This window comes from Mycobacterium palustre, assembly GCF_002101785.1.
GTDB classification, from domain to species: Bacteria; Actinomycetota; Actinomycetes; order Mycobacteriales; family Mycobacteriaceae; genus Mycobacterium; species Mycobacterium palustre.
On sequence record NZ_LQPJ01000099.1, the window covers coordinates 1 to 14,574 of the forward strand.

14 protein-coding genes, 1 tRNA gene and 1 pseudogene are annotated in these 14,574 nt (G+C 68.1%); 3 read left to right on the forward strand and 13 right to left on the reverse strand.

What is annotated here, in order from left to right:
* The 4 genes and pseudogenes from AWC19_RS12295 to AWC19_RS12310 form a co-directional block, all read right to left on the reverse strand.
* A pseudogene (locus AWC19_RS12295) lies at positions 1–98 on the reverse strand (WXG100 family type VII secretion target); the annotation flags it as partial.
* Between the two features lie 73 nt (positions 99–171).
* Complete coding sequence (locus AWC19_RS12300; protein ID WP_085078355.1) at positions 172–1,581, reverse strand: PPE family protein; 1,410 nt, start codon at positions 1,579–1,581, stop codon at positions 172–174.
* Between the two features lie 18 nt (positions 1,582–1,599).
* The gene (locus tag AWC19_RS12305) at positions 1,600–1,899 is read right to left on the reverse strand and encodes a PE family protein (protein WP_085078356.1); all 300 of its coding nucleotides are present in this window, start codon (positions 1,897–1,899) and stop codon (positions 1,600–1,602) included.
* Between the two features lie 348 nt (positions 1,900–2,247).
* Complete coding sequence (locus AWC19_RS12310) at positions 2,248–2,787, reverse strand: PAS domain-containing protein (RefSeq protein ID WP_308207194.1); 540 nt, start codon at positions 2,785–2,787, stop codon at positions 2,248–2,250.
* A gap of 275 nt (positions 2,788–3,062) precedes the next feature.
* Between AWC19_RS12310 and AWC19_RS12315 the strand changes: the two genes are divergently transcribed.
* On the forward strand, positions 3,063–3,740 hold the full coding sequence (locus tag AWC19_RS12315; RefSeq protein WP_245848918.1) for a TetR/AcrR family transcriptional regulator: 678 nt from the start codon (positions 3,063–3,065) through the stop codon (positions 3,738–3,740).
* A gap of 405 nt (positions 3,741–4,145) precedes the next feature.
* Positions 4,146–4,892: a TetR/AcrR family transcriptional regulator gene (locus AWC19_RS12320; protein ID WP_085078357.1), complete on the forward strand. Its 747-nt coding sequence runs from the start codon at positions 4,146–4,148 to the stop codon at positions 4,890–4,892.
* 47 nt (positions 4,893–4,939) lie between these two features.
* Here AWC19_RS12320 and AWC19_RS12325 read toward each other — a convergent pair whose 3' ends face one another.
* From AWC19_RS12325 to AWC19_RS12345, 5 genes are all read right to left on the reverse strand, one after another.
* A complete protein-coding gene (locus AWC19_RS12325; protein WP_085078358.1) occupies positions 4,940–5,908 on the reverse strand; it encodes an NAD-dependent epimerase/dehydratase family protein in 969 nt (322 codons plus the stop codon).
* A 231-nt stretch (positions 5,909–6,139) separates the two neighbouring features.
* Positions 6,140–7,246: a phosphotransferase family protein gene (locus tag AWC19_RS12330; protein WP_085078359.1), complete on the reverse strand. Its 1,107-nt coding sequence runs from the start codon at positions 7,244–7,246 to the stop codon at positions 6,140–6,142.
* On the reverse strand, positions 7,243–8,064 hold the full coding sequence (locus AWC19_RS12335) for a glycosyltransferase family 2 protein (RefSeq protein WP_085078360.1): 822 nt from the start codon (positions 8,062–8,064) through the stop codon (positions 7,243–7,245). The genes AWC19_RS12330 and AWC19_RS12335 overlap by 4 nt, the downstream gene beginning before the upstream one ends.
* 266 nt (positions 8,065–8,330) lie before the next feature.
* A complete protein-coding gene (locus AWC19_RS12340) occupies positions 8,331–9,035 on the reverse strand; it encodes a hypothetical protein (RefSeq protein ID WP_085078361.1) in 705 nt (234 codons plus the stop codon).
* 160 nt (positions 9,036–9,195) lie between these two features.
* Positions 9,196–10,314 (reverse strand): M20/M25/M40 family metallo-hydrolase, encoded by a 1,119-nt coding sequence (locus tag AWC19_RS12345; protein WP_085078362.1) that lies wholly within the window; start codon positions 10,312–10,314, stop codon positions 9,196–9,198.
* 165 nt (positions 10,315–10,479) lie between these two features.
* Here AWC19_RS12345 and AWC19_RS12350 point away from each other — a divergent pair, with 165 nt between their 5' ends.
* The gene (locus AWC19_RS12350; RefSeq protein WP_085078363.1) at positions 10,480–11,046 is read left to right on the forward strand and encodes a dihydrofolate reductase family protein; all 567 of its coding nucleotides are present in this window, start codon (positions 10,480–10,482) and stop codon (positions 11,044–11,046) included.
* Between the two features lie 157 nt (positions 11,047–11,203).
* Here the strand turns inward: AWC19_RS12350 and AWC19_RS12355 are convergent.
* The 4 genes from AWC19_RS12355 to glp form a co-directional block, all read right to left on the reverse strand.
* Positions 11,204–11,279 (reverse strand) — tRNA-Ala (locus AWC19_RS12355).
* 50 nt (positions 11,280–11,329) lie between these two features.
* Entirely contained in the window at positions 11,330–12,364 is a 1,035-nt protein-coding gene (gene sepX, locus AWC19_RS12360; RefSeq protein ID WP_085078426.1) for a divisome protein SepX/GlpR, read from the reverse strand.
* Between the two features lie 179 nt (positions 12,365–12,543).
* Positions 12,544–13,197, reverse strand: coding sequence for a GNAT family N-acetyltransferase (locus AWC19_RS12365; RefSeq protein ID WP_211284907.1), 654 nt, complete (start codon positions 13,195–13,197; stop codon positions 12,544–12,546).
* A 21-nt stretch (positions 13,198–13,218) separates the two neighbouring features.
* On the reverse strand, positions 13,219–14,511 hold the full coding sequence (gene glp, locus AWC19_RS12370; protein ID WP_085078364.1) for a molybdotransferase-like divisome protein Glp: 1,293 nt from the start codon (positions 14,509–14,511) through the stop codon (positions 13,219–13,221).
* Positions 14,512–14,574: the final 63 nt, after the last annotated feature.

The window sequence follows — 14,574 nt, forward strand, 5'->3', positions numbered from 1 at the left end:
ATCTTGCGGGCCTCGTCCTCAACAGTCTGAGCGTGGACCTCAAAACGGCCCGCCATCGCCCGCATCTCGTGCGGGTCGGTCATAAAGCGTGTAGTCATGTCAATGTCTCCTTCACTCGGGTGTATCTGGAAATGACGTTTCGTCGCGATCTGAACGAATCGGGCCTACCCATCACACGTTGGCCGGCGCGTGCCCGTTGGTCGGCACGTAGATGACCGCCGCCTGGTAGCCGGGGGGCGCGTTTCCGTTCGTCGGCAACCCGGCGGGCACAGGGTATTTCGGCACGGGCGCGGCTTCGGGCTCAGCGGAGTATCCGGCGGCGGGAGAGCGCGCCACGACGCTGAGGCGCGGCAGGTACTTGGCCCCGGCAGCGCCCGCGATGGCGCCGGCGACGCCTGCCGCCGCGGTCCGCCCCAACCCGCCGGGGGGAAACATGAATGGGAAACCGAACCCGGCTCCCATGTTGGCGTCCGCCGCCGCCAGCGGGGCCACCATCGGGACCCCACCCAGCGTCGGCGTCAGGCCCGCCGCGGCCCACCCCCAGCTGGGCGGTACCGACAAGCCGCCGAGCGAGGCCGCTTGACCAAGGCCCGCCAAATCGCCGAGGCCGGCCAGGTCGCCGACACCGGCGGCAGCGCCCGCACCCAGCGCGGCGTCGGCGGCCCCCGCCGCGCCCTCGGCGGCACCTGCGACGTCGGCCGCAGGTGCCGTCGCCGCCGCCGTCAACGCATTGGATATCGGCGTGCCCATCAGGGGGTTCAGCACGCCTTCTGCCATGAAGATGCCGAAAAATCCTGGGAGATAACCGTAGTCCGCAATCAAACTCGGCATGACGCCGCTGAGCGTGCTTCCTCCGAGCCCCGGGATTCCGGCCGTGGACGACCCGCTCGCGAGATCAGAAAGTCCCGATGCCAGCGAACCGGGCGACGCGAGGCCCTGCAGCGCCCCGGCCAGCGTGGAGATCAGCTGGGACAGCGCCGACTGCACGCCCGTGCCCACCGAGGACCCGGCCGCCTGGGCGCTCGCCGCCCCCTGGGCAGCCAGCCCGCCGATGTTGGTGGTCTCCGGGGCCGCGGTGAACGGCGTCACTTGCGCGGTCGCCGCCGCCGAACTCGCGGCGTAGCCGTACATCGCCATGGCGTCTTGCGCCCACATTTCCGCGTATTGGGCCTCGGTCGCCGCAATCGCCGGCGTGTTCTGACCGAAGAAGTTGGTCGCCACCAACATCATCAGCAGCGCGCGGTTGGCGGCGATCTCCGGCGGCGGCACCGTCATCGCAAACGCGGTCGCGTAGGCGGCCGCGGCGGCCAAGGCCTGGGTCGCCGCCAGTTCGGCCCGCTGAGCGGTCGTGCCCATCCACGCCACGTAGGGTCCGGCCGCCGCGGCCATCGCCGTTGACGACGGCCCTATCCACGGCCCGCTGGTGAGCGCCAGGACCACCGACCCGAAAGAGGATGCCGCGGACTCCAATTCGGCGGCCAACGAGTTCCAGGCCGCCGCGGCGGCCAGCATCGACCCGGCTCCCGGACCGGCATACATCCGCGCGGAGTTGATCTCCGGCGGTAACGCCCCGTAATCCATGGCGCGGCCCCCGCGGCCTCAGAGGACCGCGGCCGCGTTGGCGGCCTCGGTCGCCGCGTACGAGCCCGCGCTGGCCGCCAGGGTGCTGACGAACAATTCATGGATCGCGGTGGCCTGGGCGCTCAGTTCCTGGTACATGACGCCGTGAGCGGCGAATTGCGCCGCGGTCAGCGCCGACACTTCGTCGGCGGCTGCGGGAACCACACCGGTCGTCGGGGCGGCGGCCGCCGCATTACCGGCGGCCACGGCGGCGCCGATGCTTTGCAGTTCGCCGGCTGCGGACGCCAACATCGCCGGCAGCGTGGTGACGAAAGACATGTGCTCCTCCTCACGGAAGCAGGCCAAGCCATCGGCCGGCCGCGGTCACCGCGGCGCCTGGGGTGCGACCATGTATACCGACAATGCACCTTATCTGGCCGAATGCATACTAATGGAACCACTAACACGCGTATCGGTCAACTTGTAGTCTTTGGGAATTTCCGCGCCGCATCGCCAGGGAGGCGGGCGAGCCCGGGCGGCCAGCGCGTCCGCCGCGCTGGCATCTGAAGGGGCGCCGGACAGGCTCGACGACCGCGGAACTCGCGCGATCAGGGCGAAGAGAGGGCTTCCGATCGCGCGGGGTCGGCTGCGCCCGACCCGAGGTGGCGACCACCGAAGTTCGGTGACCTACCGCTCGTCCATCCAGAGTCTCTCGGTCAGGTTGTCGAACGTCACCAGCACGACCGGGTCGTCCCGCCGCGCCGTGGCCGATCCGCTCATCCTGGCCCGCACCGTCCAACCTTCGCAGCGCCGCAGCTCCACCACCAGGTTCGCGACCGCATCGACGCCCGAAAGGGAGCACAACACGGCCGGCACGGTACGGAACATCTTGGGAAACGACGATCCCACAACCAGTTCCAGCTGGTAGCCGACCATGTCGGCAAACGCGGTGTTGGCGAACAAGATGATGCCGTCGTCCGTCATCGCGAGGAATGGAACCGGGAGCCGCTCCAGCGCCACCACGGCGGGCAGCCGCATCAGGATGTCCCTGGGTGTCTCGCCTGACCGACTGCGGCGCCGCCGCTCGACCCGCCGCTCCACCCCCGGATCGCCGTCCATGTCGCCGTCGCGCGGGTGGTCCGGTAGCTCCGGCGCGGGCGGCGGAGCGCTGCTCGACTCGGAGGAAACGGACTCAGCCTTCACCGGTTGCCTGGTCACGACCGACATGTGGCTCCTCCTTAAGGAAGCAAGCCGACCTGGAAGCGAGCGTGTTACCGCGGCGCCCAGATGCAGTCGGCGTAGAAACCGAGGATGCACCTGACCAGCCAGTTTACATACTCCTTGGCATGGTGTTGCAAAATTATCACACTTCTGGTCTTTCGGCGCGGTGAAGTGTGAATTAAAGTCAGACTGTCAGCGCCAGAATCAGACCAGGGCCAGGCCAACGGGAGACTTCGATGCACTGACTCGGTCGCGGAGCTGGTTGGCCGCGCGGAGATCGCGTGTTGCGCGGCAACCGCGACGAGACAGGCGGGGCTATGACTGGGGACGGCGAACGGCGAGCCGACATCACGCGTCAGCGGCTCATCGCCGCCGCCGCTCGCCAGTTCGCCCACCGTCCGTACAGCGTGGTGAGCCTCGACGACATCCTGGAAGAGGCCCAACTCACCAAAGGGGCGATGTATTTTCACTTCCCCTCAAAGCAAGCGCTCGCCTTGACCATCATCGAGCACCTCACCGAGATGAGCCGCTCGGCAATCGTCCATCTGCTCGACCGCAGCATGTCGGGACTGGAAACCCTGATCGAGTTCGTTTTCGTCCGTGCCGTTCAAGACACGCAGCACGACATGGCGCGAGCCGGCGTCCGACTGCTCGACACTCTGGAAAACCCAACCTCCCTACCCGCCACGGTGTGGGATTCGTGGATCGAGTTCGTCACCACGCTCATCGAGAAAGCAGTCGCCGAGGGCGATGTCAGCGACCAGCACGATCCCGCAGACATCGCCAAAATGTTGGTGGCGCTGTGGGTGGGTATTCGCCGGACCAGCAATCTCGACGAAGCCGAGGACTACCTCGACACCCTTCAAAGGATCTGGATATTGGCGCTACCCGGCTTCGTCAATCCCGATCGAATCGACTATTTCACCGCATTCATCCAGCGACGCCACGCGCTGGCTTGAAAAGGCTTCTGCAACAGGCGCGCTCACACTGTTCAATGCGATGCCGACGCAAGGCGACCTTGCGAGCGTCGAAGGCGGTGCGGCGATGCCGTGGATTGCTATCAGGCCGGCCGAATCCGTTCTGAATGCCCTTGGGGGGCTTAACTGTTCGCCGACCAGCAAACGCCACCATCACATCACGGCACCAATGCGATCTTGAGGATTCCTCGCCCTGGCACTTGGCGCCCACCCATCACCTACCGATTCACCGAGGTGGTGCGGGCATCCGCGGTGTCGGCTCCAGGGAAAGCCGCGGAATGCTTCGACGGGCGCGGCGACGGGCGGGTCTGCGACCCTGGGTGTCATCGGGGCCTATCATCGAAGGCACTGATACGGCGGCGAATCGTCCTCGGGCTAAGCGATGGCTTGCTGCGCGACGATCACGACGGGACGGGTGGGGCAATGACTGAGGACAGCGAACGGCGGCCCGACTCCACCCGCCAGCGACTCATCGCCGCCGCGGCACGCCAGTTCGCCCACCGTTTGTACAGCGCGGTGAGCCTCGACGACATCCTGGATGAGGCCCAGCTCACCAAAGGCGCGATGTATTTTCACTTCTCCTCGAAGCAAGCGCTGGCCGTGAAGATCATCGACGACCTCGCCGAGATGACCCGTTCAGCCGTCATCGAGTTGCTCGGCCGCAACATGTCGGGGCTGGAAACCCTGATCGAATACATTTTCGTCCGAGCCGTCCAGGACATCCAGTACGACGTGGCCCGGGCCGGCGTCCGACTGCTAGACGCCCTGGAAAACGTGTCGCCCCTGCCCCGTACGCTGTGGCAAGCAAGGAGCGAATTCGTCACCACCCTCATCCAGAAAGCGGCCGCCGAGGGCGACGTCACCGACCAACAGGACCCCGCAGACATCGCCAAAATGCTGGTGGCGCTGTGGGAGGGGGTCCGCCGCATCAGCAATCTGGACCAGCCCGAGGACTACCTCGACAACTTCAACAAGGCGTGGGCACTGGCGCTACCCAGCTTCACCAATCCCGATCGACTCGACTACTTCATCACGTTCATGAGACGACGCCATGCGATCGCGGTGAAAGCGGTGTCCGCGGACGCGCTCACATCCGAGCTGGACGTCATCGCTTCGGCGCATACCGAGGCCTAGCAAACCAAACGCAGGCCAGGGTCGGTCACAACCGGCGCTCCGCCCCCCTACGAATGCGGCCGTGCCGGATCGAGGACGCCGCGCAGCCAGTCGATGGTGCGCTCGATGCCCTCTGTGAGGTCGATGTCGGGTTTCCAGCCGAGCATCCGTGCCGCCCGGGTCGGGTCCAACGCACTCGCCGGAACCTCGCCGGTCCGCGCCTCGGCGTAATGGGGAGAACTCGAGACGCCGACCGCCCCGGCGATCCGCCGATGCAGATCGTTGACCGTGGTCTGCACGCCGGTGCCGATGTTGAAGATGCCGGTCGTGGTGACCGGCGCCTCCGCCGCGCACAGAAAGGCAGCGACGACGTCGTCGACGTAGATGTAGTCGCGGGTGGCGCTGCCGTCGCCGTAGATGGCCGTTGGGCGACCGGAGATCATCCCACTGCCGAAGATGGTCACCACGCCGGCTTCCCCGTGCGGGTCTTGGCGTGGCCCATAGACATTCGCCAGGGCCAGGCAGATGGGTGCCAGACCGTACATGCCGGCATAGGCGCGCATGTACAGCTCTCCGGCGACCTTGGCCGCCGCATAGGGGGAAAGCGGGTCGACGGGGGTGTCCTCGGTCGCCGGCAACGTTGCCGGCGCACCGTACCGGGCGCCACCCGACGAGGCGTAGACAACCCTCCGAACTCGCCCCCGCCGGCACGCCTCCAGCACGTTGATGGTTCCCAGCACGTTGTTGCTGGCGTCGTGTTGCGGATCGTCAACGGAGCAACGGACGTCGATCTGTGCGGCCAGATGGAACACCACGTCGGGGTTCGAGCCCGCGACGATGCCGGACAGCTCGGGGTGCCGAACGTCGACCGCGACAAGGCCGAAGCGACCGGGGCCGTGGCGGCGGGCCGACTCGAGGTTGGCCATCGACCCGGTGCTGAAATTGTCGACTGCTGTGACCTGATGTCCTTCCTCCAGCAGGCGGTCGACAAGGGTGGAACCGATGAATCCGGCTGCGCCGGTGACGAGCGTGCGCATTATCTATCTCCAGTTCGACGGTGGATATGGACGGCGGCGCGCTGCATGGCCCAGCGGCTGACCGGACAGTGGGCCTAACGCGGGGCCAGACGAGCCGGCCGGCGACACCCGGATCGCCGGCCGGCATCTCAAGAAGGGCGGCCGGGCTCCGCTCGTCGAACACCACCGACGGGTTCCGGCGCGCCGGGGCTACATGATGTTCTGCTGGCGCTCGTTCCGAAGTTTGCATGGTTAGCCATCGGGCCGGTTTCGGTGGCCCTGCGTCGTCACCGGTGCGACGATTTCGGCGGCGCCGGCCCGCACGCTGGAAGCACGGGGTCCTTGCCACGCCGCGGCGGCGTCGAGCACCGGAGCCACATTGGCGTCCCACCAGGCATGGTGATTCGGATGGGTGGCGCACTTGCGCCACAAGTCCGCAGCGTGGTGCAGCCACGTCAATAGGATCGCGACGCGCTCGTCGATGCGCTCACGGTGCCCGACGTCGGGGTCCGGCAGGTCGTGTGCGGCGAGCAGGGCGGAACGCTCGTAGCTTGAGAGGCCGCCCGCGCGTAGCCGGTCAGCCACGAGTGTGCCCAGCTCAGTTCGCGTCACCTGGCAGCTCGCGGTCAGGATCATGAGGTACTCATCGACGAACGCGGGCTGCCCCGGCCGCGCCCCGCCCCAATCCACGATGCCGGTGACCGGGCCCCGAGCGCCCGCCACCCGAACGTTGGTAGGGGTGTAGGCGCCGTGCGTCCAGCTGACCGGCATGCGCCACCCGACCAGCGCCTGCCGCAGCACCGTTCCGAGCCGGTTCATCTCGGGCACGAGACCGGGATCCAGCCGCCGACACATGTCGGTCAGGCTCGTCAGTGGTTCGACGACCCAGCGGCGCAATAAGCAGACGTTGTCGACCACGACGTGCGTGGCGCTCCCCCGGTGCAGGGGGGCGATGGCTCTCAGGGCGGCCGCGGTCAGCTCCTCGACTCGGTTGGGGCGGCGCTCCAGCACGATCGCCAGGTCGGTTCCCGGTCGATAGGACTCCACGGACACGGCCGCGTCTGCGCGCTCGTCGAATGCCAGGATCCGCGGCAGCAGTTGGCGCCATCCCTCATCAAGTCCTTGGTGGACGGCCAGTTCGGCCAGTACGCGCCGCTGCGTGCGCAATTTCGCGGCTCTCAGCGGGCCGCGCGCCACCTTCAAAACCGCCGCCGGCGGTCCCGTCTCGGGGCGCAGCAGAAACATCGCCGTCTCGTTGACCAGTTCGGCGGGCGGCATGCGGAGCGCCACGTCGATAAAGCCGATCGGGAGATCATTGACATCGATTAGCCGGTCGGAGGGCCCGGCGGTGCTGGTCACGGGGTCACTTCAGCCACTGCTGGTCGCCCAGCCGCCTGTCGCACCGCCTGGTAGAGGTGCCCTGAGACACCCGAGCGGTGATGGCGCAGCACCGTTCGCAAGACACGGATGCCGTCACGGATGGCATGCAGGTTCGACGCCCCGCTGCGGCGGGGCAGTTCTACGCTGGGAACTTCTGCGATGCGCAGCCCCGCCTGCATCGCCCGCACCGTCATCTCGGCCTCGATCTCGAAGCCGGTCGCCGAGAGGTGGAGGTGCTCGAGATAGCGGCGGTCGAAAGCGCAGAATCCGTAGCACAGGTCGGTCAGGTGGCTGTGGTACAGCCAGTTGAACACCCCGAGCAGGAACCGGTTGCCGAGGCGCCGGAACCAGGTGATGTCCAACGACGATCCGCCGCTGATGAACCGCGAACCTTTGACGAAGTCGTAGCCGTTCGCGAGGAAATGCACATAGTGGGGGATCTCGCTGGGCGACATGCTGCCGTCGGCGTCCATCATGATGACGATGTCGCCCGTGGCGGCCAGGAAGCCCGTGCGCAGAGCGCTTCCTTTGCCCGGACCTTGCTGCGGCACGACACGGATGTCGGGTCGGGATCGGCGCGCGGTGACGATCGTGACGTCGGTCGAATCACCGTCGACGATGATGATTTCGGTCGCCTCATCGGTGATCTGCTCGAGTACCCAGCCGATGTTGCGTGCCTCGTTCCGGACCGGAATCACCAGGCTGACGGTCGGAGCCGTGTTGCTGGATTCCGGGCGGTAGGAGGGACGCCGAGAGAGCGATTTTTGGACTGACTCTAGGGAGGAAACGCTGGTCATCTTCGGCCGCCAATCTCTAGGTGAAGCGCTGTGCGACAACCCCCTGTGCGTCCGCGGTAGATACCGCCGATGCACTTGACCGCGTACTTTACATACCTCTGGGTTCGTTCGCAAAGGAAACCCGAAACTCTTAGTCTCTAGGCTTGGCCGGGGACGAGGACTCTGGGAACTCAGGTGGCCGCGGGCAGCGGCTCCGACGCGGGAACGCTTTCGGTGAGCCCCGTCGCGAGGTTCACGCGCGTCCACGCGTCCGTATGGTTCCATGCTTAATCCGTGTAGGACCAACACGGTTTGCCGGCGGGGGCCACACCGCACGACGGAAGCCCCGCGGCGGTGGTGAACCCTTCTTTGTCGCCCACCGGCACGGTGGTGGCCACGCCATCGACGACAATCTCGAAGTCGATCTTCCATCGGTAGGTTGCCCTCGTGCCGAATGCCGAGACGACAAACGACTCGGTCTGGCCGTTAGCCAGGGTGAATCCGAAGGGTGCCTTCGACGGTCCAGATATGTATTCGACCCCCGGCGGGGCGGCGTCCAGGTTGACCGCCAGCTGACGCGGTTCGGCGGCGGCCGGGCGCCGGTCCGTGCATGAAACGGCGATCCCGGTCAACGGCGGCGATCCGTCGACGATGGTGACCCGCATTCTCTGCACAAGGACGGGCTTGTCGGTCCTGTTTTGAGCGACGATCTGCACAACGGTCCGCTCCCGGTCAGCGCCATGGTTGTCGGCCACCCAGGAGTGAAAACCACGACAACCCGCGCCCGGTGTGCCGTGGGTGCGGATGTCGGAAGGGATGATCGCGCTGCCCTGCGAGTAATTCCCGCCCGCGGTGTCGGCGGGGTCGGTTTCAACGGAAAGCTTGACCGCGTCGTCGGGCTGGATCTCGACGTGTCGGAGGTAGAGGACCGACCAGGTGACTCCAGCGCCCACCAGCGCCGTCAGGACAGCCGTCACAATCGCGCCGGGCACTGTGAGCAGCTTTCGCCACCACCCTGGTTTCATACGGCATCCCTGTTCGCCCGTGTCTAGCGGGTTGTCGCCTGCCGGCGACAAATGATTCCCTTATACCGGATTTCGACACCGATACCCGCGACGCCAAATCCGGTCCGCGACTCGGCTCCGGCAGGGATCAGGCGTCGGGCCGCAGCAAAAATTCCACGACGATCGTGGCCACCGAGTCGATCGCGCTGCGGGCCATCACCTCGAAACCGTGGGTGCTCAGCGTCGGCAGGCAGAGCAGGCCGGCGCGCGGCGTCAGCCCGCTGGCCTTGGCGTGGGAGGCGTCCGACTCGAAGGCGCCCAAGACGGCCGCCTGGGGCTCCAGCCCGCGGTCGGCGGCGATCCTCATCAGGCGGTCGGCGACGTCCTTGTCGTAGACGCACTGGGCGTCGCTATAGCCGACGATCGGGCCGCCGGCGACGCTGGTGGCGTACTCCTGCTCCGTCGGGCCGACCTCGAGCGCGAGGGTGAGCGTGCCCGGGAGCGACGCGCTGGCGTAGGAGCCGCCGACGCCCCCGATCTCCTCGTTGGTGGTGAACACGAAGTAGGTGTCCTTGGCGGGCCGTTGCCCGCGATCCCGCAGCAGGGCCGCGGCTCGCAACAGGGCGGTCACCGCGGCGCGGTCGTCCAGGAAGTAACAGCCCATGTAGTCGCCGACGTCGACCAGCGTCCTTTTGCTGCGCTCGACGCACACCCGGGTGCCGGCGCGGACTCCCGCGCTGTCGAGGTCCTTGGGGCCGCGGCCGGTGAAGACGTAGACGTGATTCCAGTCCAGCGCCTTGTCGCCCTGGTCGGGTTTGGTCTCCCAGATCCGCGGGCTCTCCTGGGTGGTGTGCTCGGAGCCGAGGGTGAGCACCGCGGTGAACGTCTCGTTTTCCCCGAGCACGGCGACCGGGCCGAGTCCGAAGTTGCCCGGGTACATGGTGCCCAGCTGGGTGACGTGCAGCGAGCCGTCGGGTTCGATGCGCTTGACGAGCATGGACAGCTCGTCCATGTGCGCCATGACGCGGGTCGCGTCGCTGCCCGCGGCGCTCGCGGCCGAACGGTGGGCGGTGTCGTCGAGGTGCGTCTCCGTGGCCCCGAGATAGCCCACCAAGTTGCCGGCGTCGTCGGTCCACATGTCGTCGACGACGGGCTGCAGTTCGCGCGCGCACACCGCGCGCACCGCTTCCTCCTGCCCGCACGGCCCGTAGGCCCACAGGAGTTCCTGCAGCAGGCCGTCGGTGGAGTCGCCCGCGGGGCTGGCCATCAAATCCCTTTCGCCGGTGGCGTCACGTCGCCGCCAAGCCGAAAACGGCCGGACGGCTCGACAACTGCATCCATACCCAAATCGGTGGACGGCGACTCAGACCGACGGCTTCCGCGAGTCGCAGCTGTGTCGATGAGTTGTGCCCTTCCGTGCAGTCTGATCTCCATGGGCAAACTGATCTATGGCCTCAACGTGTCGGTGGACGGGTACATCGCCGACGCGCAGGGCAGCATCGACTGGGCCGATCCGAGCGAGGAACTGCACCGGTACTGGAACGACTTCGAGCGGGAGACCGCGCTGGCGTTCTACGGACGGCGGCTTTACGAATTGATGTCCGCGTACTGGCCGACCGCCGACAAGGCCCCGGACGCCACCCCTTTGATCGTCGACTTCGCCCACATCTGGCGCGACATGCCCAAGGTGGTGTTCTCGCGCACCCTGGAGGCCGTCGACTGGAACTCCCGCCTGGAACGCGGCGACCCGGTCGAAGTCGTAGCGAAGCTCAAAGCCGAAACCGACGGCAGGCTGGAGGTGGCCGGCGCGACGCTGGCCGCACCGATCGTGCGGGCCGGACTGGTGGACGAGTACCGGATCGTGGTCGCGCCCACCGCGGTGGGCGGCGGCACGCCGTTCTTCCCCACACTGCCGTCATGGATTTCGCTGCGACTGTCGGAGAACCGCACCTTTCCGGGCGGCACGGTCCTGCTGCGGTACGAGGCCAAACACGACTGATTGAACGACGCTTTGCGGGCGCACTGCCACTCACTCGGCTCGAGCAGCACGCCGTCTGCTTCGGCGAGGCCACTTTCGCGAGGGCGATGACGACCACCGGGTCGTCCGGTCAAGCGACCGGGCTCACGGTCGGTCGAAGTCACTAATCGACAAACGCTGGTGGAGCTAAGGGGATTCGAACCCCTGACCTACTCGATGCGAACGAGTCGCGCTACCAACTGCGCCATAGCCCCTGATCGCTAGCAGGCTACCAGCCGCGGCCCGAACCGCCGAACTGCCAGCCCTACTCGCCGACGGCGCGCGGCAGATCCCTGGGCCAACCGAACGTCGGCATCGGCATCGCGTTGTCCAGGTGCTCGAAGATCGGGTCCTCGTCGTCGATCTCCAGCACCACCGCGCCGGGCCGCCGCAGCCGCGACGGCACCACGTCGTAGTCGCGGTCGTAGGCGTTCTCCACGCCGAGCCGCGCCCGGGCCATCCGCTGCATCCGGCGGCGACGCACCCGCTCCTCGATCCGCGTCTGCCGACGCAGGTAGATCAGGTACAGCATGGTCACCGCGGTGGCCGTGCCGCACACCCACCACGCCGAAGGCGTCACCTCGAACGCGGCGACCGCCGAGCCGATCAAGACTGCCGCCATCACCATCAGCACCCGCTTGCGGAACGCGTACTTGCGGGCGCTGACCGCCGCGGCGGTCGTGGTGTCGAAGCGGCGCCGCCGCGAGCTGCCCGGCGCCACGTACCTGCGCGGGTCGGCGTCCTCGGGTTCCTCGGCGTCGCGTTCGGGCTCCAAACCCGAAGAGTCCTCGACGTATTCGTAACGGTCGTCGTCGCGCTCGTCCTCCGAGGTGTCGTCTTCCTCGGCCTCGGCGACCGGCTCGGGCTCGGACTCGGCCGGGGCGTCCTGGGCGGTCGGCTCGGCCACCTCGGCGCCGGTCCCAGCCGGCAGGGCCGCGGAATCCTCGATGGCGTCGACGTCCAGGACCTCCGGTGCGGCCGGCTCGACGTCCTCAGCGGGCACCCTCATGACCACCGGGCGCGCCGAGAGGTCGACGGTGTCGTCCTCGGCGTGCTCGGCGTCGTCGAGGTCGTCTTCGGCCGAGTCCTTGGGCTTCCAGTGCGGATCGCTGCGATGGCCGGCGGCCGGGCCACCGCGCCGGAGCAGCCGCGAACCGGCGCCGTTGAGCACCCGCGTCGCCAGGGCCACGTCGCTGGTGCGCCGCACGGCCTCGCGTTTGCTGACGAGCATCGGCACCAACACGAACAGCCACAGCACCACGAGCGAGATCCACAACAACGACTGCGGGATGCTTGGCATGATGAGCTGCTCCTTCTGGTCCGGACCCCCGCGAGGCTCGTCGGCGGCCCACGCGACCAAATCTCCGTGACCAGGACAATTACACACCTGTAATTTGCCTCTCACAAGCACCAAGCGTCACTCGTGTCGCGCTAGCCACAACCGGCCTGGATTGAAGCCTCGCACCGAGCCCGACGGGGCTACGCCCAACTCGCGTGGCCGGCGCGGACCAGGGTCGATGCCACCGATCCCTGCACCTCTTCGACCGTGATGGCCATCAGCAGATGATCGCGCCAGGCCCGGTCCACCTCGAGGTAGCGGCGCAGCAGGCCCTCCTCCCGGAAGCCCACCTTTGCCAGCACGGCCCGGCTCGCCGCGTTCTCCGGACGCACGGTGGCCTCGACGCGGTGCAGCATCACCGGGCCGAAGCAGTGATCGAGCCCCAGCGCCAGCGCCGCGGTGGCCACCCCGCCGCCGGTCGCCGAGCGCGGCACCCAGTAGCCGATCCACGCCGACCGCAACGCCCCGTGGGTGACGTTGCCGATGGTCAGCTGACCGCAGAACCGCCCGTCGAGCTCGATGACGTACGGCAGCATGCGGCCCTTGCGGGCCTCGGCGCGCAGTCCGGAACACAGCGCCGGCCAGGCGGCGACCGTGTGCCGGATCGTCCAGTCGCCGTCGCTGCTGGGCTCCCACGGCTCGAGGTGCGCGCGGTCGGCCAACCGGATCCGGCTCCACTGCGCGCCGTCGCGCATCCGCACCGCGCGCAACCGGACGACACCCGCCGGGACGCGCAGCGGCCCCACAGCCAGGGGCCACCCCGGATGCCGAGAATTCGAGCGCAACAGGTTCACGAGCGTGTGCGGTGGTTCCGTCTAGCCGCGCTGGGCCAGGAAAGCGACGTCGACGATTTCGCCGGTGCGGATCTGCTCGGCGCCGGTGGGAACCACCACCAGGCAGTTCGCCTCGGCCAGGGTCGCGAGCAAGTGCGACGACGCCCCGGGGGCCCCGCCGAGTGCCTGCACCAAGTACTCACCGCTTTCCTGGTCACGCATCAACTGACCGCGAAGATACCCCTTACGCCCGGCGACCGACGTGATGGGCGACAGGGTGCGCGCCCGCACGATCCGGCGCATCGGCTGGCGCTTGCCCAGCGACAGCCGGATCAGCGGGCGGACCATCACCTCGAACACCACCAGCGCGCTGACCGGGTTTGCCGGCAGCAGAAACGTCGGCACGCCCTCGCGGCCCAGCTGGCCGAAGCCCTGAACCGATCCGGGATGCATGGCGACCCGCACCACCTCCATCTCGCCGAGCTCGGAGAGCACCGAGCGCACCCGCTCGGCGGCCGCTCCCCCGACGGCGCCCGCGATCACCACGACCTCGGCGCGATTGATCTGGCCTTCCACGACCTCGCGGAGCTCCTTGGGGTCGTTGCTGACGATGCCGATGCGGTTGACCTCGGCGCCGGCGTCGCGGGCCGCCGCGGCCAGCGCGTAGGAGTTGACGTCGTAGACCTGCCCGTTGCCGGGGGTGCGGGAGATGTCGACCAGCTCGCCCCCCACGGCCATCACCGACACCCGCGGCCGGGGATGCACCAACACCCGCTCGCGGCCCACCGCCGCCAACAACCCGACCTGCGCGGCGCCGATGATGCTCCCGGCGCGCACCGCCACGTCGCCGGGTTGCACGTCGTCGCCGGCCCGGCGGACATAGGCTCCCGACGGCGCCCCGCGCAGGATGCGCACGCGCGACGACCCGCCGTCGGTCCACCGCAGCGGCAGCACCGCGTCGGCCAGGGTGGGCAGCGGGGCGCCGGTCTGCACCCGGACGGCCTGCCGCGGCTGAAGCCGGCTCGGCGCGCGGGACCCCGCTTCGATCGTTCCCATCACCGGCAGCACCAGCCCGTCGCGCCGGTCTTCGTCGCCGGTGCCGTCGTCGGGGGGTTCACCGAGGGCCTCGATGCCCACCTCGCCGACGCCCAGGACGTCCACGCTGCGCACGGCGTAGCCGTCGATCGCGGCCTGATCGAAGCCGGGCATGGGTCGCTCGGTCACGACCTCCTCGGCGCACATCAATCCTTGCGCCTCGGCGATGGCCACCCGTATCGGTCGCGGGGCCACCGCGGCTGCCGTTATCCGGGCCTGCTGTTCCTCCACAGAACGCACAAGCGCGCCTCTCTGCCATCGGCGTCGAGCCGTCTCGGGCGGGCCCGCCGTGTGCGGCCGGGC